This window comes from Corynebacterium sp. KPL4072 (assembly GCF_037908395.1).
Taxonomy (GTDB): Bacteria; Actinomycetota; Actinomycetes; order Mycobacteriales; family Mycobacteriaceae; genus Corynebacterium; species Corynebacterium kefirresidentii.
The window spans coordinates 61576-82098 of the sequence record NZ_JBBMGE010000009.1; the positions used below are offsets into that span (position 1 = coordinate 61576).

The 20523-nt window shown below is 59.3% G+C and carries 18 protein-coding genes; all 18 read left to right on the top strand.

Annotated elements, in window-relative coordinates:
* The first annotated feature begins 17 nt into the window (after nucleotides 1–17).
* Nucleotides 18–3359 (top strand): carbamoyl-phosphate synthase large subunit, encoded by a 3342-nt coding sequence (carB, locus tag WMP97_RS09925; RefSeq protein ID WP_340440421.1) that lies wholly within the window; start codon nucleotides 18–20, stop codon nucleotides 3357–3359.
* Complete coding sequence (gene pyrF, locus WMP97_RS09930; protein WP_340440422.1) at nucleotides 3343–4182, top strand: orotidine-5'-phosphate decarboxylase; 840 nt, start codon at nucleotides 3343–3345, stop codon at nucleotides 4180–4182. Before carB ends, pyrF begins: the two co-directional genes overlap by 17 nt.
* A 259-nt stretch (nucleotides 4183–4441) precedes the next feature.
* Nucleotides 4442–4762: an integration host factor, actinobacterial type gene (gene mihF, locus WMP97_RS09935; protein ID WP_005328460.1), complete on the top strand. Its 321-nt coding sequence runs from the start codon at nucleotides 4442–4444 to the stop codon at nucleotides 4760–4762.
* An 8-nt stretch (nucleotides 4763–4770) separates the two neighbouring features.
* Nucleotides 4771–5340: a guanylate kinase gene (gene gmk, locus WMP97_RS09940; protein WP_023021478.1), complete on the top strand. Its 570-nt coding sequence runs from the start codon at nucleotides 4771–4773 to the stop codon at nucleotides 5338–5340.
* A 40-nt stretch (nucleotides 5341–5380) separates the two neighbouring features.
* A complete protein-coding gene (gene rpoZ / locus WMP97_RS09945; protein WP_005324891.1) occupies nucleotides 5381–5683 on the top strand; it encodes a DNA-directed RNA polymerase subunit omega in 303 nt (100 codons plus the stop codon).
* Between the two features lie 130 nt (nucleotides 5684–5813).
* Nucleotides 5814–7061: a bifunctional phosphopantothenoylcysteine decarboxylase/phosphopantothenate--cysteine ligase CoaBC gene (gene coaBC / locus WMP97_RS09950; protein ID WP_340440423.1), complete on the top strand. Its 1248-nt coding sequence runs from the start codon at nucleotides 5814–5816 to the stop codon at nucleotides 7059–7061.
* A 109-nt stretch (nucleotides 7062–7170) separates the two neighbouring features.
* The gene (gene metK, locus WMP97_RS09955; RefSeq protein WP_340440425.1) at nucleotides 7171–8403 is read left to right on the top strand and encodes a methionine adenosyltransferase; all 1233 of its coding nucleotides are present in this window, start codon (nucleotides 7171–7173) and stop codon (nucleotides 8401–8403) included.
* A gap of 11 nt (nucleotides 8404–8414) precedes the next feature.
* A complete protein-coding gene (locus WMP97_RS09960) occupies nucleotides 8415–10457 on the top strand; it encodes a primosomal protein N' (RefSeq protein ID WP_340440426.1) in 2043 nt (680 codons plus the stop codon).
* A gap of 98 nt (nucleotides 10458–10555) precedes the next feature.
* Nucleotides 10556–11068: a peptide deformylase gene (gene def, locus WMP97_RS09965; RefSeq protein ID WP_023021482.1), complete on the top strand. Its 513-nt coding sequence runs from the start codon at nucleotides 10556–10558 to the stop codon at nucleotides 11066–11068.
* Between the two features lie 75 nt (nucleotides 11069–11143).
* Nucleotides 11144–12094, top strand: a complete 951-nt coding sequence (gene fmt, locus WMP97_RS09970; RefSeq protein ID WP_023021483.1) for a methionyl-tRNA formyltransferase — start codon at nucleotides 11144–11146, stop codon at nucleotides 12092–12094.
* Nucleotides 12091–13644: an RsmB/NOP family class I SAM-dependent RNA methyltransferase gene (locus WMP97_RS09975; RefSeq protein WP_340440427.1), complete on the top strand. Its 1554-nt coding sequence runs from the start codon at nucleotides 12091–12093 to the stop codon at nucleotides 13642–13644. Before fmt ends, WMP97_RS09975 begins: the two co-directional genes overlap by 4 nt.
* Nucleotides 13645–13663: 19 nt before the next feature.
* Nucleotides 13664–14332 carry a ribulose-phosphate 3-epimerase gene (gene rpe / locus WMP97_RS09980; RefSeq protein ID WP_340440428.1) on the top strand — a complete coding sequence of 223 codons (669 nt, stop codon included), beginning with the start codon at nucleotides 13664–13666 and terminating at the stop codon, nucleotides 14330–14332.
* A complete protein-coding gene (gene ribD / locus WMP97_RS09985; protein ID WP_340440429.1) occupies nucleotides 14332–15354 on the top strand; it encodes a bifunctional diaminohydroxyphosphoribosylaminopyrimidine deaminase/5-amino-6-(5-phosphoribosylamino)uracil reductase RibD in 1023 nt (340 codons plus the stop codon). The genes rpe and ribD overlap by 1 nt, the downstream gene beginning before the upstream one ends.
* 35 nt (nucleotides 15355–15389) lie before the next feature.
* Nucleotides 15390–16004, top strand: a complete 615-nt coding sequence (locus WMP97_RS09990; protein ID WP_248098433.1) for a riboflavin synthase — start codon at nucleotides 15390–15392, stop codon at nucleotides 16002–16004.
* Nucleotides 16005–16015: 11 nt separating this feature from the next.
* Complete coding sequence (locus tag WMP97_RS09995; protein WP_340440430.1) at nucleotides 16016–17278, top strand: bifunctional 3,4-dihydroxy-2-butanone-4-phosphate synthase/GTP cyclohydrolase II; 1263 nt, start codon at nucleotides 16016–16018, stop codon at nucleotides 17276–17278.
* Nucleotides 17279–17318: 40 nt separating this feature from the next.
* A complete protein-coding gene (gene ribH / locus WMP97_RS10000; protein WP_086587628.1) occupies nucleotides 17319–17798 on the top strand; it encodes a 6,7-dimethyl-8-ribityllumazine synthase in 480 nt (159 codons plus the stop codon).
* Between the two features lie 73 nt (nucleotides 17799–17871).
* A complete protein-coding gene (locus WMP97_RS10005) occupies nucleotides 17872–18420 on the top strand; it encodes a PH domain-containing protein (RefSeq protein WP_340440431.1) in 549 nt (182 codons plus the stop codon).
* Between the two features lie 3 nt (nucleotides 18421–18423).
* Nucleotides 18424–20499: an excinuclease ABC subunit UvrC gene (gene uvrC / locus WMP97_RS10010; RefSeq protein WP_340440432.1), complete on the top strand. Its 2076-nt coding sequence runs from the start codon at nucleotides 18424–18426 to the stop codon at nucleotides 20497–20499.
* Nucleotides 20500–20523: the final 24 nt, after the last annotated feature.

The window sequence follows — 20523 nt, forward strand, 5'->3', positions numbered from 1 at the left end:
GAAAAGGAAGAAAAACTATGCCAAAGCGCAACGACATCAACCACGTCCTGGTCATCGGCTCCGGCCCTATCGTCATCGGCCAGGCCTGCGAGTTTGACTATTCCGGCACGCAGGCCTGCCGCGTGCTCAAGGAGGAAGGCTTGAGGGTGACCCTGGTCAACTCCAACCCGGCCACCATCATGACGGACCCCGAGTTCGCGAACCACACCTACGTCGAGCCCATTGAGCCGGACTACATCGAAAAGATTCTGGTCAAAGAGCAAGAAGAGGGCCACCCCATTGACGCCGTGCTGGCCACCCTGGGCGGTCAGACCGCGCTGAATGCGGCGGTTCAGTTGGACCGCAAGGGGATTCTGGACAAGTACGGCATTGAGCTCATCGGCGCCGATATTGACGCCATTGAGCGCGGCGAAGACCGCCAGAAATTCAAGGATATTGTCGCCTCCATTGGCGGCGAGTCCGCTCGCTCCGCGGTATGCCACAACATGGATGAGGTACACGAGACCGTCGACAAGCTCGGCCTGCCTGTAGTGGTCCGCCCCTCCTTTACCATGGGTGGTTTGGGCTCAGGTCTGGCCTTCAATAATGAGGACCTAGACCGCATTGCCGGCGGCGGCCTGGCCGCGTCCCCTGAGGCCAACGTGCTTATTGAGGAGTCTATTCTCGGCTGGAAGGAATACGAGCTCGAGCTCATGCGCGATGGCGACGACAACGTCGTGGTCGTGGCCTCCATCGAAAACGTTGACGCCCTCGGCGTGCACACCGGAGATTCCGTTACGGTTGCCCCAGCGCTGACCCTGACCGACCGTGAGTTCCAGAAGATGCGCGACCTTGGTATCGCGATTATCCGTGAGGTCGGCGTCGATACCGGCGGCTGCAATATCCAGTTCGCCGTCAACCCGGATGATGGCCGCATTATCGTCATCGAGATGAACCCGCGCGTGTCTCGTTCCTCCGCGCTGGCGTCCAAGGCCACCGGTTTCCCCATTGCCAAGCTGGCTGCCAAGCTCGCCATCGGCTACACCTTGGATGAGGTACAAAACGACATCACCGGCGAAACCAAGGCCGCATTCGAGCCCACCTTGGACTACGTCATTGTCAAGGCCCCGCGCTTTGCCTTTGAGAAGTTCCCAGGCGCAGACGATACATTGACGACCACCATGAAGTCCGTGGGCGAGGCCATGGGAATTGGCCGCAACTACATCGCGGGCCTCAATAAGGTCATGCGTTCTTTGGAAAACAAGCCCAATGGCTTCTGGACCAAGCCAGATGAGTACTTCGCCGGCGAGCGCGCTGGTGACCTCAAGGCGGTACTCAAGGATCTAGAGCGCCCGACCGAGGGCCGCATGTACGACATCGAATTGGCCCTGCGCCTCGGCGCCTCGGTGGACGAGGTCCATGAGGCTTCCGGCGTAGACCCGTGGTTCATCGCTGAGCTGGCCACGTTGGTCGCCTTCCGCCAGGAGCTTATCGATGCCCCAGTGCTCACCGAGGAGCTGCTGCGCGAGGTCAAGGTCTTTGGGCTTTCCGACGCCCAGATTGCCGCCCTCCGCCCCGAATTCAACGGCGAAGATGGCGTACGCAGCCTGCGCTGGCGCATGGGTATCCGCCCTGTCTACAAGACCGTTGACACCTGTGCCGGCGAGTTCGAGGCACAGACCCCATACCACTACAGCTCCTATGAGCTTGATCCGGAAGCCGAGACCGAGGTTCGCCCCGCACCGGAGGGCTCCAAGGGTAAGGTCATTATTCTGGGCTCCGGACCGAACCGCATCGGTCAGGGTATCGAATTTGACTACTCCTGCGTGCACGCCGCCCTCGAGCTATCCGAGCAGGGCTATGAGACCGTGATGGTCAACTGCAACCCAGAGACCGTCTCTACCGACTATGACACCGCGGACCGCCTCTACTTCGAGCCGTTGACCTTCGAGGACGTTATGGAGGTCTACCACGCGGAGGCTGCTTCCGGTGATGTTGCCGGCGTCATTGTTCAGCTTGGCGGCCAGACTCCACTGGGCCTTGCAGCCCGGTTGGAGGAGGCAGGAGTACCAGTTGTTGGCACCAGCCCAGCAGCTATTGACTCCGCTGAGGACCGCGGCGAGTTTGGCAAGGTCCTCGACGAAGCCGAATTGGCAGCACCAGAGTATGGCACCGCCACCTCCTTTGCTGAGGCGCGCGAGGTTGCCTCCTCTATCGGCTACCCAGTATTGGTCCGCCCGTCCTATGTCCTGGGCGGCCGCGGAATGGAGATCGTCTACGACGAAAAGGCGCTGGAAGACTACATCGAGCGTGCTACCGAGCTTTCCCCGGACCACCCGGTCTTGGTGGACCGCTTCTTGGACTCCGCCATCGAGATCGACGTCGACGCACTCTGCGACGGCAACGAGGTCTACTTGGGCGGTGTGATGGAGCACATCGAGGAAGCCGGCATCCACTCGGGTGACTCTTCCTGTGCTCTGCCGCCTATGACGCTGGGGCCAGAGGATATCGAAAAGGTCCGCACCTCCACCCGACTTCTAGCGGAGGGTATTGGCGTCAAGGGCCTGATGAACGTTCAGTTCGCCCTGAAGGACGACATCCTCTACGTCATCGAGGCCAACCCACGTGCTTCCCGTACCGTGCCATTTGTCTCCAAGGCGACCGGCGTTCCACTAGCTAAGGCAGCTTCTCGCGTCATGATGGGCTCTACCATCGCGGACCTGCGCGCCGAAGGCATGATTCCTTCTGAATATGACGGTGGTTCCTTGCCGCTGGAGCACCCGATCGCAGTCAAAGAAGCGGTCTTGCCGTTTAACCGCTTCCGCCGGACCGATGGCAGCCTGCTCGATACGCTGCTGTCGCCGGAAATGAAGTCCACCGGTGAGGTTATGGGCTTGGCTACCAACTTCGGTGCGGCCTACGCCAAAGGCGAAATCGCTGCCTTCGCCGTGCCGCCTACGGAGGGCACTATCTTCGTATCCGTCGCCAACCGGGACAAGCGCACCTTGATTTTCCCGATCCAGCGCTTGGCGAACATGGGTTACAACATCGTCGCTACCGCCGGTACGGCGCAGATGCTGCGCCGCAATGGCATCGAATGTGAGGTTGCCGCCAAGGTCTCTGAGGCTAAGGAAGGCGAAGAGTCCATCGTGGATAAGATCTTCAACGGTGAAATCGACTGGATTCTCAACACCCCTGCGGGCTCTGCAGGCGCGCGCCACGACGGTTACGATATCCGCGCTGCCGCGGTCCACATGGAAATCCCGCTGGTAACCACCGTGCAGGGCGTAACCGCAGCCGTCCAAGGTATCGAAGCGATGCGCATTGGCAACCTGCAGGTACGCGCGCTTCAGGAGCTTGAGCATGGCCCACAAAACTAAGGGATTTGGTGAGCTGCTTGAGGCAGCGGGCCAGGCGCGTGGTCGCCTCTGTGTGGGTATAGACCCGCATCCGTATCTGCTGGAAAAGTGGGGACTGGAGCCCACCGCTGATGGTCTGCGGACCTTCAGCATGCGCTGCGTAGAAGCCTTCAGCGATACCGCTGCCTTGGTAAAGCCGCAGGTTGCCTTCTTCGAGCGCTTCGGTTCCCAGGGGTTTGCGGTCCTCGAGGACGTCTTGGCGTCCCTACGCGAGGTGGGATGCCTGACCGTGGCCGATGCCAAGCGTGGCGATATTGGCTCGACCATGGCCGGCTACGTAGATGCTTGGCTAGGTGATAGCTCACCCCTGCGCGCAGATTCGGTGACCGTGTCTCCCTATCTAGGCGTTGGTGCGTTAGGCCCGGTGTTTAGCAAGGCCGAAGAAACCGGCCGCGGCGTATTCGTCTTGGCGGCTACCTCCAACCCGGAGGCACGTGCCATCCAAGCCGTCCCAGTAGGCGAGGAGAGCACCATCGCACAAGGAGTGGTCGATGAATGTGCCGCGCTCAATGTAGCGGCGCACAAGGCCGACAAGCCGGGAGACATCGGGGTAGTCGTTGGGGCTACTTTGGACAATCCACCTCGCCTGGATGCGCTCAATGGCCCGGTTCTTCTGCCAGGCGTTGGCGCCCAAGGTGCTGGCCCAGAGCAGGTGCACAGCATTGTCTCTGCTCGGCCATCGCTGGGATTCGCGAACGTGTCCCGAGCAGTATTGGAACAAGGACCTGCTGTCGCTGACCTGCGCAAAGCGGTGAATCGCGTGGCGCAGGAGTTCCGGGACTAAAAGGGGCGGCGTGGCAGATTACTGGCCGCGCTGCTTACCTGGTACTTTGTTTAAGGTATGTGCGGTGACGTGCTAAAATAGGCGTGCTTTTGGACCCGCTAATCGTCACCGTTCAATGAGCAGTGCTAGGATTACCAGAAGTCGGTTTGCCCGAAGGTTATTGATAACTTTCCGCGGTGTATAAACTGCGTTAGGCAACCGTAATCTGGTACCAAGTACTAGACGTAACAGAATCAATCTAATGAATCGGAGGAAACCCGTGGCCCTTCCAAAGTTGACTGATGAGCAGCGCAAGGAAGCTCTCGCAAAGGCCGCTGAGGCCCGTAAGGCTCGCGCTGAGCTCAAGGCTGCGCTCAAGCGCGGCGAGACCGACCTGAAGGACGTGCTCGAAAAGGCTGAGACCGATGAGATCATCGGCAAGACCAAGGTTTCTGCACTCCTCGAGGCTCTGCCGAAGGTTGGCAAGGTCAAGGCTAAGGAAATCATGGAGGACCTGGAGATCGCTCAGACCCGTCGTCTGCGCGGCTTGGGTGAGCGTCAGCGTCGTGCTCTCCTCGAGCGTTTCGGTTACGGCGAATAGTTACAACCATGGCTGACGCAACTGCACGCGGTCGCCTCGTCGTTCTGGCGGGGCCATCCGCAGTGGGAAAATCCACCGTGGTTTCGCGTCTGCGCAGTGACGTCGAGGGGCTGTACTTTAGCGTGTCGATGACTACGCGCCAGCCCCGTCCCGGGGAGCAGGATGGTGTCGACTACTTCTTCGTCACCCCAGAAGCCTTCCAGCAGCGAATCGACGCCGGGGAAATGCTCGAATGGGCTGATATTCACGGTGGATTGCAGCGCTCTGGAACCCCTGCTCAGCCGGTAGAGGAAGCTTTGGCCGCAGGACGCCCAGTGCTCGTTGAGGTTGATCTTGCGGGCGCTAGGAGTGTTAAGAAAGCACTGCCGGAGGCAGACTTGGTCTTTTTGGCACCCCCATCATGGGACGTGCTTGTGGAGCGGCTCACCGGCCGCGGTACCGAGCCGCAAGACGTCATTGACCGTAGGTTGCAAACTGCGCATGAGGAACTAGCCGCACAGGATGAGTTCGACCACGTCGTTGTTAACGAGGATTTGGACCAGGCAGTGGCTGCCATCAGTGATATCCTGCAGGCATAGACCTCCTTTTTGACCATCTTCAATCAATGTAAAGGTGCATGTGACTAACGTGACCACCCCTTCTAACACTGAAGCCGCAAAGGCGGAGCCAGTATTTGATGATCCGATCGGCATTACTGATCCCCCGATCGATGAGCTTTTGGACAAGGTTTCCTCTAAGTACGCTTTGGTCATCTTCGCTGCTAAGCGCGCCCGCCAGATCAATAGCTACTACCAAGAGCAGGATGAAGGTGTCTTCGAATTCGTAGGCCCACTGGTTACTCCAGAGCCAGGCGAAAAGCCTTTGTCCATCGCATTGCGCGAAATTGACGCTGGCTTGCTGGACCACGAGGAAGGCAAGTAGCTAGCGCACAAGCGTGCAATAGCTTGTAGGCTCCACGCGTCGCCACGGACGTGTATCCCCGGCTAGGGGTGCACCTTCCCGGGGCGGCGGGTGGGGCCTTTCTTTGTGCCGCCAGGTACCATCGTGCGGTGTGATTGAAAAAGATAGCTCTCGCAATATTGTTGTAGGCGTTGCCGGCGGCATCGCCGCCTACAAAGCGTGCCACCTCGTGCGCAATCTCAAGGAGGCGGGCGATGATGTGCGCGTTGTCCCTACGGAAGCCGCACTAAACTTTGTTGGCGCTGCAACGTTTGAAGCCCTGTCTGGCCACCCGGTTTCCACCAGTGTTTTTGAGGCTGTGGATGAAGTGCAGCACGTTAACATTGGGCAGCGGGCGGATGCTGTGGTAATTGCACCCGCAACTGCCGATCTTATCGCGCGACTGGCCGCCGGTCGGGCTGATGATCTACTTACGGCGACCGTGTTGGTGGCGACGTGCCCGGTCATCATTGCTCCGGCCATGCATACAGAGATGTGGCACAATCCCGCCACGCAAGACAACGTCGCTACTTTGCGGCGGCGCGGTATTACGGTTATTGAGCCCGCCCATGGCCGTTTGACCGGCAAGGACTCAGGTCCTGGTCGCCTTCCGGAGCCGGAGCAGATTGTTGAGGTAGTGCGCACCGAATTGGCTGGTTACCGGGTTGAACATACCTGGCAAGACAAAAGGGTAGTCATATCAGCGGGAGGCACCCAGGAAGAACTGGACCCAGTGCGGTACTTGGGTAATCGATCTTCTGGTAGGCAGGGATTCGCGCTCGCGGAATGGGCCGCCCAGAAGGGGGCTCAGGTCACCCTTGTGGCTGGGAATACTGCGCAGCTGCCTGTCCCCAGCGGTGCGAAGGTGCGCCACATTGTTTCCACCCGGGAACTGGAGGAAGCGATGCACGAAGAGGCCCGTGATGCGGACGTGATCATTATGGCTGCCGCAGTTTCTGATTTCCGCCCCGCGGAGGCAGCTGAGTCAAAGATGAAGAAGGGGCAAGCAGACGACGCACTCTCGGCCCTACATTTGGTAGAAAACCCGGATGTCCTCAAAGGGCTTGTGGCCGCACGAGAGCGCTCGGAGATTCCGGCGGAGTGTGTGATTGTGGGGTTTGCCGCCGAAACGGGTGACGCCCACAAGTCTGCCTTGGAATATGCCCAAGAAAAGTTTGTTCGCAAAGGCTGCGATGTGCTTATGGCCAATGAGGTCGGTAGGGCCAAGACCTTTGGCCAAAAGTCGAATGAGGGATGGATTTTGCGGCCAGATTCCGCGCCGCAACGGGTGGAACATGGCTCGAAACAAGTAGTCGCCGCACAGATTTTGGCGGCTGTGAATGAAATGTTTCGGGTGTAGACAGCTAAAATTGCATTTATAGACCGCTTGGTCTAGGATTGCGAGGTATTAGGCTTGGGCGTAGAAAACCCACAGCATCGAATCAACAGTGAGAACGAAGGAAGTTTTTGTGACTGATAACGCTGCAGTGGCAACTCGTCTTTTTACCAGCGAGTCCGTTACGGAAGGCCATCCCGATAAGATTTGTGACGCCATCTCGGACGCCATCCTCGATGCCCTGCTGGAAAAGGATCCCGTATCCCGCGTTGCCGTTGAGACGTTGGTTACCACCGGTCAGGTTCACGTGGTGGGAGAGGTACGCACCGAGGCATATGTAGAAATCCCGGCGCTCGTGCGTGATACCCTAAAGTCCATTGGCTTTACCTCCTCTGAGGTGGGATTTGATGGCAATACCTGCGGTGTCAATATTGCCATCGGTGAGCAGTCCCAGGAGATCGGCGCCGGCGTAGATAACTCCACCGAAGCCCGCGCCCATGACGAGGACTATGACGAGGAAAATGACACCGCTGGTGCAGGTGATCAGGGCTTGATGTTCGGCTATGCCTCCAATGAGACCGCCGAGTATATGCCCCTGCCTATCGCCTTGGCACACCGGCTTTCTCGCCGCCTGACGCAGGTGCGCAAGGAGGGCATCGTGGATCACCTGCGTCCGGATGGCAAGACCCAGGTGACCTTCGCCTATACCGATGACAATGAGCCTTCCCACCTAGATACCGTGGTGATTTCTACTCAGCACGATACTGAGGTTGATAGCGCTTGGCTGGAGGGCCCATTGCGCAGCGAGGTCCTTGAATGGGTCATTAAGGACGCGGGCTTGGAGAAGTACTACACCGAAGACACGACGTTGTTGGTCAACCCTTCAGGGTCTTTCATTCTCGGTGGACCCATGGGTGATGCCGGTCTTACCGGCCGGAAGATCATCGTCGATACCTACGGTGGTATGGCTCGTCACGGCGGTGGCGCCTTCTCCGGTAAGGACCCCAGCAAGGTAGACCGCTCCGCTGCTTATGCAATGCGCTGGGTGGCTAAGAATATCGTCGCCGCTGGTTTGGCGGATCGCGCCGAAGTTCAGGTTGCCTACGCAATTGGTCGTGCTAAGCCGGTGGGCTTGTACGTGGAGACGTTCGGCACTGCCAAGGAAGGCCTGAGCGATGCGAATATTCAGGCTGCGGTAAATCAGGTATTCGACCTGCGTCCAGCCGCGATTATCCGCGAACTCGACCTGCTACGGCCCATTTATGCCCAGACTGCGGCTTATGGTCACTTTGGCCGTACCGATGTTGAGCTGCCATGGGAACAGTTGAACCTAGTAGAAGCACTGCGCGCGGCCGCCGGTCTGTAGAATCGGGGCTTATGCCTAAGAAAACACCCGCCACCCGGAAACCGGTTGTGCGGGTGTTGCCTCTTTTAGGGGTCGCGCACCTTGACCGGGGTTTTGATTACCTTGTAGAAGAAGCAGATTCGGAGGACGTTCAGCCGGGCATTAAGGTCCGCATCCGCTTTAATGGACGCTTGGTTGATGCGATAGTGCTAGAGCGCCTGCATGATTCTGAATTTGGCGGTAACCTGCGCTTTATCGAGCGCATCATCTCACCGTTCCAGGTGTATCCGCCGCAGCTTGCCCGGCTTATCGACGCCCTAGCGGACCGCTATGGCGGAGTGCGCTCAGATATTATCCGCTCTGCTATTCCACCTAGGCACGCAAAGGCGGAGGAATCCGATTTGGAAACCCCGTGGGAGGAGCTCGGTACCACGAGCGAGCCTGACCTTTCGGGGTGGTCTGCTTATGAGCATGGTGAGGCTTTCGTTGATTCAATCCTGTCTGGCAAGCTCGCCCGTGCCGCATGGCAAATCGCCCCGGGCGATGATTGGGCGCATGCCTTAGCTGCGCTCGCGGCCAAGGTGGCGTTAGACGGAGGCGGGGTGCTCTTAGTTGCCCCGGACCAGAAGAGCGTTGATGCGGTAGAAGCCGCCCTTCGACAGGTATTAGGGGCGAAGCAGATTACAGTGCTGACTAATAGTATGGGCCCGCAGGCCCGCTACCGCCGCTACCTATCAGCCCTGGTAGGCCAGGCGCGCATCGTAATTGGTACTAGGTCCGCCGCCTTCGCCCCAGTAAAACATCTACAGCTGGCGGTTATCCTCGATGATGGCAACGATAATTTGGTAGATAACCTCAAACCTTATGTCCATGCCAGGGAAGTGCTAACCACCCGTTCTGCTTTTGAAGGTTGCAGCATGGTCTTGGCAAACCATTCGCGGACTGCGGAAACGCAGCTCCTCGTGGAGTCAGGCTGGGCGCACGATGTGGTCGCCAAAGAACAAACGATCGGGGCGCGTTGCCCAGCCATTGAGGCGGTAGGCCCATTCGGTCTATCGATTGCTCGCGATTTAGAAGGCGGCACCACTTCAGTTCAGGCACAGGCCTTCCAAGCCGCCCATCAGGCGCTGGATAGGGGAGAGCCGGTATTGGTGCAAGTACCGCGCAAGGGATACGCACCAATTTTGGCCTGCGGCCGATGCCGCGCGCCGGCGCGCTGCCGGCACTGCAACGGGCCATTGGGGCTGCCGCCGACGGGGGCGTCGCCAAGCAAGGGCGGCGCGGAGGAGACAGGAATGCCCACCTGCCGCTGGTGCGGTCGCATCGAGGCGCGCCATCGCTGCAGTGAATGCGGATCCCCGCGCCTGCGCGCCATCGTTTTAGGCTCAGAGCGCACCGCGGAGGAATTGGGCCGTGCCTTTCCTAATACCCGGGTAGTGGTCTCTGGCGGAAATAAGATCCTCGAGGCAGTGGATAATGCGCCGGCCCTAGTCATCGCCACCCCTGGCGCCGAACCGAATGTACGAGATGGCGCCTACGGTGCGGCGCTGCTCTTGGACGCTGGTGCATTGCTCAACCGCCAAGATCTGCGTGCTACTGAAGACACGTTATCGAAGTGGGCGCAGGCGGCCACGCTAGTGCAGCCGCATTTCAAGGGCGGCCGGGTAATTGTAGCTGCCGATGAGTCTCTTAACGTGGTTCAGCATTTCTTGCGCTGGGATATGGTTGGCGCGGCCGCAGCCGAGCTTGCTGCCCGGCGAGAAGTACGATTCCCACCTGCGGTGCACTTTGCCGCCATTGACGGTGCGGATGCGTCCCTGGATGGCTTTGCTGAGCATGTGGATCTTCCTGAGCATGCGGAGGTTTTGGGCCCAGTTCCTCTTCCCCCGGGCCATAGCCTGCCCGGCGACTACGATAGCCAGCGCTTTGGTCCCGCGCAGCGGCTGGTGATCCGCACCCCACTGGGGCCTCGTTCCCAATTAGGGCGCGCCTTGCGCAGTGCAAACGCGGCGCGTAGCGCGCGCAAGGATGACTTGCCACTGCGTATCGTGGTTGATCCTATCCACGTGGGTTAGCCGTATCGGGTGGCTAGGGCTTATGCGCTAGTCTCGACGGGGAAACCCTCCATTGTCAGGCCGGCTTTATTTCGGCGCATCAGAAAGGTGTGATTGCCATGTCTCTTCGCGGAATCCGTATCTACGGCGACCCTGTCCTGGGCAGTCGCGCAGAAGAAGTAAGCACGTTCGATCGCGGACTGCGCATTTTGGCCAACGGTATGCTCGAGACCATGGACGAAGCTGGGGGAGTAGGGCTGGCGGCCAATCAAGTGGGCATACTCAAACGGATTTTTGTCTATGACTGCTCGCATACCCAATCTGGCTTGCGTGGCGCGATTGTTAATCCCGTCTGGACGCCGTTGGGCGCGCAGCAGCAAATAGGCCCGGAAGGATGTCTTTCTATTCCCGGCATTAGCGCGCAAACCACCCGCTTCAACCGCGTCTTTGTCAGCGGTCAGGATATAGAGGGCCGCCCCTTATCCATGGTGGCTGCGGGGCTGATGGCTCGGTGCATCCAGCATGAAACAGACCATCTCGATGGAGTGCTTTTCCTGCAGCGCCTCGATGCCGTGGACCGAAAAGACGTTATGCGCGCCATCCGTGAATCCGAGTGGTTTAACGCCTCATAGCCCGCTTACTGTGGCGGCAGCGCTACGGCGTTGTAGCCTAGTAGTTTGAACGAGATTAATAGGAGAGTTTCCCGCATGCGGATTATTTTTGCCGGTACCCCTGAGCCCGCTGTTGTGGCCTTGGAAAAGCTAATTGCCTCCTCGCATGAGGTGGTGGCGGTAATTACCCGCCCAGATGCTAGGAAGGGCCGCGGCCGTAGCCTTCACCCCAGCCCGGTGAAAGCAGTAGCCCAAGAACATGGCATCGAAGTGCTAACTCCTAGCAGCTTGCGTCCAGACACGGAGGACGGGCAGGCCCTGCGTGCCCGCCTGCGGGAGCTCGAACCCGAGGCAATTCCGGTGGTGGCTTATGGCAATCTGGTCACCAAGGACCTGCTGGAGCTGCCGCAGCATGGTTGGGTGAACCTGCATTTTTCCCTGCTCCCGGCATGGCGTGGCGCGGCACCGGTACAAGCTGCCATAGCTGCCGGTGATGAGATTACCGGCGCATCTACGTTCCGCATTGAAGAAGGCCTAGATACCGGTCCGGTGCTGGGCACCGTGACGGAGGAAATCCGCACCACCGATACTGCCGATGACCTGCTCACTCGCCTTGCCTATTCCGGCGGCGATCTGCTCGTCGCCACCATGGATGGCCTAGCGGCGGGTCAGTTGGAGGCACAACCGCAGCAGGGCGAGGCCACCTATGCCCCGAAAATCTCTACCGCACAAGCTCGCGTGGAGTGGTCCCAGCCTGCCTTTGCCATCGACCGGCATATTCGTGCGCACACCCCAGGTCCTGGCGCATGGACCATGTGGGACGAGGCCCGGGTAAAAGTGGGACCAGTAAGCCCCGTGGAGGCAGCAGCCGCGGTACCGGAGCACTTAGAGCCTGGGCAGCTCTACATTGCAAAGAACGCCGTTTTTGTTGGTACCGCAACGCAGCCGGTCCAGCTGGGTAAAATCCAGCCACCAGGCAAGAAAATGATGAATGCGGCCGACTGGGCCCGCGGACTAGGCAAGGATGCCGAGGTGAAGTTCCAATGAGTGGTGGTTTCCGTTCCCGTAGTAAATCTGGTGATAAGTCGCCGGAAGGCAAGCCGCAGGACCCCCGGAAATCCGGTGGAGCGAAAGGCCGTGGTGGCCGCCCGCACCAGCAGCAACATGGTGGACGTAACGGCCACCGCAGAGGTCGACAGGCTCATGCTTCTGGTCAGCGTTCCGGCAAGCGCCAGGAAGGCAGTCTGATTCAGGCTGCACTGACCGCTGGTGTGGACGCGCCGCGTGCGGTGGCTTTCGACGTCGTGCGTCGGGTGAGCGATGACGATGCCTTTGCCAACCTCATCTTGCCCACAGCACTGCGTAAGCAAAAGCTCACCGGGCGAGACGCCGCCTTTGCCACCGAGATCACCTACGGCACCCTCCGCACCCTCGGCGTAGTAGATGCCGTCATCGCAGAATGCTCCTCGCGCAGCCTCGAAGCCATTTCTCCAGCTGTGGTTGATGCCTTGCGCTTGGGCGCGTATCAGGTTCTCTATACCCGCGTGGAGGCCCATGCGGCGGTTGATACCACCGTGCGCTTGGTGGAAGCCAGCGGTGAGGTCAAGGCCAAGGGTTTTGCCAATGGCATTATGCGCACCATTACCCGCACGTCGGCCAAGGCGTGGCTGGACAAGCTTGCCCCGGAGGGAGAAATCGCCGGCATTGCCTTCAAACATGCCCATCCCACCTGGATCGCGGAATCGTTTAGTCGTGTGCTGGGGCTGGGCGAGCTAGAGGCCGCCCTGGCTGCGGACTCCGATAGGCCTGCGGTGCATCTGGTGGCCCGTCCCGGGGAAATCTCGGCCGAAGAATTAGCACTTGTGACCGGCAATGAGGAAGGGCGCTTTTCCCCCTACGCCGTGTATATGGAGTCCGGCGATCCCGGCCAATTGGAGCCGGTACGTCAGGGTTTGGCTGCAGTCCAAGATGAAGGCTCGCAGCTTATCGCCCGCGCGGTATGTGAAGCGCCGGTGGAGGGCGAAGACACTGGTCGGTGGCTGGATCTCTGCGCCGGTCCCGGCGGTAAAGCGGCCTTAATGGGTGCGCTTGCCCGCATCGACTCCGCGCACGTGGACGCGGTGGAGGTATCCCCCCACCGTGCGGCGCTGATTGAAAAAACGGTAAGTGATTTACCTGTGGACGTTCATGTGGCAGATGGACGCAATCCGGACGTGGGTCAGGGGTTTGATCGTGTGCTTGTCGATGCCCCGTGTTCCGGACTCGGCGCGCTCCGTCGCCGCCCCGAGGCGCGGTGGCGCAAGTCTGAGTCCGACATTGCCGAGCTTACTCAGCTGCAATTTGAGCTTTTATCCTCGGCCTTAAACCTGGTGCGCCCAGGCGGAGTGGTCATTTATTCCACGTGTTCGCCAGACTTGCGCGAGACTCGTGGCATCGTCGACCGCGCGGTGCGAGAGCTCGGCGCGACGGAGCTAGACGCACACGCGCTCATTCCGGATATGGGCGATGTGGGGCACGAAAAGTCCGTGCAAATGTGGCCACATCGGCACGGTACCGATGCTATGTTCTTTGCGGCTCTGCGCCGCGCTGCTGACTAATCGCGATAGACTAGTGGGCATGTCCGCACCGATTATTTCCCCTTCCATCTTGGCCGCTGATTTTTCTCGCTTGGGCGAGGAATTAGCGGCGATTGAAACCGCAGACTGGGTCCATGTGGACATTATGGACGGGCACTTCGTGCCCAACCTGTCCTTCGGCCCGGATATCACGGCAACGGTCCATCGGCTTACTAATAAACCATTGGATGTCCACCTCATGATCGAGGAACCCGAGCAATGGGTGGAGACCTATGCCAAGGCGGGTGCGCATACCATTATCTTCCACGTGGAGGCTGTCGCCGATGAGCAGGCGGCGGTGGATGTGGCGCAGAGCATTCGAGAACTAGGGGTGCGTGCTGCCTTTTCCATTAAGCCGGGTACGGCTATCGAACCGTGGCTGGATAAATTGCATCACTTTGATGAGGTGCTCGTGATGTCCGTGGAGCCTGGTTTTGGCGGGCAGAAATTCATGCCAGAGATGCTGGAAAAGGTCCGGGTGCTGCGCCAAAGCATTGATGAGCAGGGGCTCGACACCGTCATCGAGATTGATGGCGGAATTTCGCCAGACACCATCGCCCAAGCCGCCGCGGCTGGGTGCGATGCTTTTGTAGCTGGCTCGGCCGTATTCAAGGCAGAAGATCCCGCCGGGATCGTACATCAGCTGCGTGAATTGGCGGCTGGTGACTAGTGGGCGCGGAGCTAGAGGAGAGTACCCTTTCCGCAGCGCTGTCTCGGGCAATGGCCGCGGGAGCTGAGGTGCGTGGAACCACGAGCCCCAACCCGCCGGTGGGCGCGGTCATCGTGTCCACTGCCGGTGACATCGTGGGCGTTGGTGCTACGCAGCCCGTGGGAGGCGCGCATGCCGAGGTCATGGCGTTGCGCGAGGCTGGCGATAGGGCGCGAGGAGCCACCGCCGTGGTCACCTTGGAGCCGTGTGCGCATACCGGTCGCACGGGTCCGTGCGCACAGGCGCTTATCGATGCCGGCGTGGCTCGCGTGTACTACCTTCATGCAGACCCCACTCCGCAGGCCGCCGGTGGAGCGCGTGTGTTGGCGGAGGCTGGGGTGGACGTCGCCAAGCTTGAAAAGCCCCCGCACGCCGATGATGCGCTCGTGCCTTGGCTCTTTGCCATGAAAGCACGCAGGCCGCACGTAACCTTAAAGTTCGCCCAGACGCTGGATGGCTTTACTGCCGCAGCGGATGGGTCAAGCCAGTGGATTACGGGCGAAGGGGCGCGCGATTGGGTGCATGCAGATAGGGCTCACCGCGACGCCATCATCGTCGGCACCGGCACTGCGCTTGCTGATAACCCGTCACTTACCGCGCGGTTTAGCGACGGCAGTTTGCGGGAACACCAGCCACGCCGGGTGGTAATTGGCAAGCGAGATTTGGAATCGGCAGGCGATGCGGCAAGCAACCTACGCGAGTTGGGATATGAGCACTACGACAGCATCGAGGAAGCGTTATACGAGCTCTACGCCAGCGGGGCACGCGACGTCCTTGCAGAAGGCGGCGCCGGACTCGCCAGTAGCTTCCTCAAGGCCGACTTGGTCGATGCTATCTCTGCCTATATTGCGCCCCTGTTGCTGGGGGAAGGCCGTGGCGTGCTCGCCCATCCCGTGACCCAGACTCTGGCGGGGGCCACCCGATTCCAGCGCGTGGGAATGAAGGCGCTGGGTGATGACGTTCTAATTGAATATGTGCGCTAGGCGCTCGGATTAGCAGATAACGAGAAAGGCTGGATGTGTTTACTGGGCTAGTACAAGAGTTGGGCACCGTAGCCGGTATGGAACCGCACGCGGACGCCTTGCGCTTGAGCATTCGCGCCCCGCGCACCGTCGCGGAGGCTGCACTGGGGGATTCCATTGCTATCGATGGCGTATGCCTCACCGTGGCGGATCTATCTGGAGATATATTTTGCGCAGATGTGATGCAGGAGTCCCTCGACCGGACAGCTTTGGGCCGCCTAGCTGAGGGCGATTCGGTCAATGTGGAACCGGCATTGCTGCCTACCACCCGGCTAGGCGGTCACATCATGCAAGGACACGTGGATGGCACCGCGACGCTGCAGAGCCGGACTACCTCCGAGAACTGGGATATCCTCCGGTTTAGCTTGCCCGCCGAGCTTGCCCGGTACGTCGTAGAAAAAGGCTCAATTGCCGTTAGCGGCACCTCGCTGACTGTTAGCGCCGTGGGGCCGGACTGGTTCGAAGTATCCCTTATCCCCACCACTTTGCGGGACACTATTCACGGTGCATTGCCAGTTGGAGGAGAAGTCAACCTCGAGGTGGATGTGCTGGCCAAGTACGTAGAAAAGATGCTTCACCCCGAAGCGCTAACCCCTGAGGGCAAGGACTAGACTGCTACCTTATGAGCGCGAGTGATAATTGTATCCGTCTTGATTCCATTGAGCAGGCCATAGCGGATATCGCCGCTGGTAAGCCGGTAGTTGTTATCGATGACGAGGATCGCGAAAATGAAGGCGACCTGATTTTCGCCGCTGAGCTAGCCACCCCGGAACTGGTGGCCTTTATGGTGCGCTACTCTTCTGGATATATCTGCGCACCATTGTTGCCAGAAGATTGTAACCGCCTGAATCTACCGCCGATGTTGGCGGTCAACGAGGATGTGCGCGGCACCGCTTATACGGTGACGGTGGACGCAGCTACGGGTAGTACCGGTATTTCTGCGACCTCGCGGGCAGCAACTATTCGCCGGCTAGCAAACCCTGATACCACGCCGGGCGAATTCACCCGCCCGGGTCACGTGGTGCCGTTGTGCGCGCGCCCTGGTGGTGTTCTAGAGCGTGATGGCCATACGGAGGCTTCCATTGACCTTGCCCGATTGGCGGGCCTGCGCCCAGCCGGTGTGCTGTGTGAGATCGTCTCTGAGGATGACCCCACGGACATGGCACGATCGCCAGAGCTGCGCCGCTTCGCAGATAAGCACGGCCTGTCCATGATCTCTATTGCACAGCTCATCGAGTGGCGCCGCCATAATGAGAACCAGGTCATTCGCCAGGTAAGCACCCAGCTTCCCACCGAGTATGGTCATTTCACCGCCATTGGCTACCGCCATGAAATAGATGGACAGGAGCATGTCGCGTTGGTGGCAGGCGATCCCGCCCAACTGCGCGGCGCGCGTGAGGTCATGGTGCGAGTCCATTCGGAATGCCTGACCGGTGATGCCTTTGGCTCGCGGCGCTGCGATTGCGGTCCGCAACTGCATGAGTCCATGCGCCGTATCAGTCAGGAAGGCAGCGGCGTGGTTATCTACTTGCGCGGTCAGGAAGGCCGTGGCATTGGTCTTTTGCATAAGCTGGAGGCATACCGGCTGCAGGATTCTGGCATGGACACCGTCGATGCCAACTTAGAACAGGGCCTGCCCGAAGACGCACGCGAGTATTCCGTAGCCGGCCAGATCCTGCGTGATCTTGGCATAGAGTCCGCGAACCTGCTGACTAATAACCCACATAAGGGCGAGGGCCTGAGCGGTTTTGGTGTGGATGCAAGTCATCACACCCCGCTAGCAATCCCGGCGCATGCGGATAATATTGAATATCTCCGTACGAAGCGCGACCGCATGGGCCACGATCTTCCGCAGGTTGCCCAGTGGGATGAGGCGCATAAGTAGATCTTTAGTAGCTCTGTGGAGATCACGCGAAAGGAAAGAAATGAGTAAAGAAGGCCTACCCGAAATTGCCCAGGTAGATGGCAGTGGACTGCGCGTTGCCGTGGTGACTGCGACATGGAACGCGGAGATCTGCGATCAGCTCCACGCCCAAGCGGTAGAGACCGCTACGGAAAATGGCGCCGAGGTTGCCGAGTACCGCGTAGTTGGCGCCTTGGAACTTGGCGTTGTTGTCCAGGCGGCCGCCCGCACATACGATGCGGTGGTGGCATTGGGCTGCGTTATCCGTGGGGGAACGCCGCATTTTGACTACGTCTGTGACTCGGTTACCCAGGCGCTTACCCGCATCGCGCTCGATGAATCCACCCCGGTAGCGAACGGCGTCCTTACCGTCAATGACCAGCAGCAGGCCATTGATCGCGCCGGCTTTGCAGACTCGGCAGAAAACAAGGGCGCCGAGGCAATGATGGCGGCTTTAGATACCGCCCTGCAGTTGCGTAGACTAAACGCAGCAGAGAAGTAACTTTTAGCAATGCGTCAGCGCCCCACGCTAGATCACCACGATGGACTGTGGGGTGTTCCAGAGGAGTATGCACATGAACGAGGCGCAGGCCCCAAAGAATCCGCAGCGAAGCCGGCAGCTTAGCGACGCCGAAGTATTGGCCTATACCAGTGCCGATCCCTTTGCCCAGACAACGTCTAAGCCGTGGGAGTTTAAGGCGACCTCGCCCTTTTTGCGTAAGGTGGCAATCGGCTGGGTGATCCTCGTTATGGCTATCCATTTCTTCATGGGAATCACCTTGGATGTGTCTTTTACCGGCGCGCATGTCACCACCATTGATAAATTCGCCTTTCCCGGCGTGGGCCTCCTTATTTCCATTTTGTCTTGGGTTGCCCTTAACCGGCCGCGCCTGCGCGCCAATGAGGATGGGGTAGAGGTCCGCAATATTGTGGGTACCCGCTTTTATCCCTGGCAGGTGGTCTATGGGCTGTCCTTCCCCGTGGGCCAACGTATGGCGCGTCTTGAGCTGCCCGAGTTCGAGTTCGTTCCCGTCTGGGCTTTGCAGTCTGGTGACAAAGACACCGTCATCGACAACGTTCGCCGCTTCCGCGACGTGGAAGCTAAGTACATGCCACAGGATTAACAATTGGCTGACCCCACTACCTACCGCCCGGCTCCGGGAACCATTCCCACTGACCCGGGCGTCTATAAGTTCCGCGATGAAAACCGCCGCGTAATCTACGTGGGCAAAGCCAAGAATCTGCGCGCGAGACTATCGAACTATTTTCAGGACATCACTCAGCTGCACCCGCGCACACGCCAAATGGTGCTCACGGCCAATTCCGTGGAATGGACGGTAGTGGCCAGTGAGGTGGAAGCCTTGCAGTTGGAGTACACGTGGATTAAGCGCTTTGATCCCCACTTCAACGTCATGTACCGCGACGATAAAACCTATCCTATGCTCGCGGTTTCGGTCGGAGAAACGGTTCCTCGTGCCTTTTTCTACCGCGGCCCTCGCCGCAAGGGCGTGCGCTACTTCGGCCCGTATTCCCATGCTTGGGCCGTGCGCGAGAGCCTAGACCTGCTCACCCGCGTCTTTCCCATGCGCACCTGTTCCAAGGGCGTTTATAACAGGCACGAGCGCCTTGGGCGGCCGTGTTTATTGGGCTACATCGGCAAATGCGATGCCCCCTGCATCGGCCGGGTAAGCAAGGAAGAACACCGGGATACCGTCAATGAACTCGTTTCATTCATGAATGGAAACACCGGTGCAGTCCGCCGCAAACTCACCCAAGACATGGAGCAGGCCGCCGAGAACCTAGAGTTCGAACGCGCCGCACGCCTGCGCGATGACTTGGGCGCTATTGACAAGATCATGGAGCAACAGGCCGTGGTCTTCACTGACGGTACAGATGCCGATCTCATTGCTTTTAACTCTGATGAACTCGAAGCAGCGGTGCAGATCTTCCATGTGCGTGACGGACGCATTCGCGGGCAGCGCGGGTGGGTAGTAGAACGCGCCGGTGACCAAGCTAGCTCTGAGCCCTTGGAAGAAGGCCAGCCTGATCCCGCGCTGCCGGCATTGGTACAAAATTTCCTCATCCAGTTTTATTCGGATGCAGTGGAGCGCGAGAAGCAGGAGGCGCGCGAGGACGCCGCGCTTGCTGCGGACGTAAAACGGCGCGGGGTGGACCAGGAATCGCACATGAAGTCCCGCCGTGTCCAAGTCATCCCACGCCAAATTTTGGTGCAGGCCCTGCCGGATGAACCCGATCAGGTCGTCGCCCTTTTAGAGGAACTGCGCGGTGCCCAGGTGGACCTGCGCGTTCCCCAGCGCGGCGATAAAAAACAGCTCATGGCCACGGTGGAGAAAAACGCCAAGGAGCAGTTGCGCCAGCACAAGCTCAAGCGGGTGGGAGACCTCACCGCCCGGTCGGCGGCTTTGCAAGATACTCAGGAGGCTTTGGGCATGGAGCAAGCCCCATTGCGCATCGAATGTACCGATATCTCCCATATTCAGGGCACAGATGTGGTTGCTTCTTTGGTTGTTTTTGAAGATGGTTTGCCCAAAAAGTCGGACTATAGGCGCTACCGCATTAAAGAGGCAGCGGGCGATGGCCGCTCTGATGACGTCGGATCTATCGCAGAAGTCACTCGCCGTCGGTTTAAGCGCTATAAGGAAGACAAGCTGGCCCAACCGGATGAGGAAGTAGAAGAGTCCTCTTTCGCGGAAGAAAAAGTGGCGGAAGAATCTGCCGAGGCAGGCCGTCGCTTTGCGTATCCACCGCAGCTTTTCATTGTGGATGGCGGCGCACCCCAGGTTGCCGCAGCTCAAGAAGTATTCGATGAGTTAGGCATCGTGGATGTGACCTTGGTGGGCCTGGCTAAGCGCCTCGAAGAAATCTGGGTTCCCGGCGATGATGAGCCGGTCATTTTGCCGCGAAACTCGCAAGCTCTATTTCTCCTGCAGCAAATTCGCGATGAAGCGCACCGCTTCGCCATTACATATCACCGGCAGCAGCGCTCTAAGCGAATGCGCTCTTCAGTACTCGACTCAGTTCCGGGCCTAGGTCCGCAGCGGCGCACCGATCTGGTGAAGTATTTTGGCTCGGTGAAAAAGCTCAAGGCCGCCACGGTGGAAGAGATCTGTGAGGTTGATGGCTTTGGGCCAAAGCTTGCCCAGACCGTGTACGAGAATTTGCACGGTTCTGCGGCTAAATAAGCGGCATTCTCCTAGAAGCGGCGA

Excerpts from the sequence above, each read along its gene's own strand:
- carB (WP_340440421.1), top strand. The coding sequence starts at position 18 with ATGCCAAAGCGCAACGACATCAACCACGTCCTGGTCATCGGCTCCGGC.
- pyrF (WP_340440422.1), top strand. The coding sequence starts at position 3,343 with ATGGCCCACAAAACTAAGGGATTTGGTGAGCTGCTTGAGGCAGCGGGC.
- gmk (WP_023021478.1), top strand. The coding sequence starts at position 4,771 with ATGGCTGACGCAACTGCACGCGGTCGCCTCGTCGTTCTGGCGGGGCCA.
- WMP97_RS09960 (WP_340440426.1), top strand. The coding sequence starts at position 8,415 with ATGCCTAAGAAAACACCCGCCACCCGGAAACCGGTTGTGCGGGTGTTG.
- def (WP_023021482.1), top strand. The coding sequence starts at position 10,556 with ATGTCTCTTCGCGGAATCCGTATCTACGGCGACCCTGTCCTGGGCAGT.
- fmt (WP_023021483.1), top strand. The coding sequence starts at position 11,144 with ATGCGGATTATTTTTGCCGGTACCCCTGAGCCCGCTGTTGTGGCCTTG.
- WMP97_RS09975 (WP_340440427.1), top strand. The coding sequence starts at position 12,091 with ATGAGTGGTGGTTTCCGTTCCCGTAGTAAATCTGGTGATAAGTCGCCG.
- rpe (WP_340440428.1), top strand. The coding sequence starts at position 13,664 with ATGTCCGCACCGATTATTTCCCCTTCCATCTTGGCCGCTGATTTTTCT.
- WMP97_RS09995 (WP_340440430.1), top strand. The coding sequence starts at position 16,016 with ATGAGCGCGAGTGATAATTGTATCCGTCTTGATTCCATTGAGCAGGCC.
- ribH (WP_086587628.1), top strand. The coding sequence starts at position 17,319 with ATGAGTAAAGAAGGCCTACCCGAAATTGCCCAGGTAGATGGCAGTGGA.
- WMP97_RS10005 (WP_340440431.1), top strand. The coding sequence starts at position 17,872 with ATGAACGAGGCGCAGGCCCCAAAGAATCCGCAGCGAAGCCGGCAGCTT.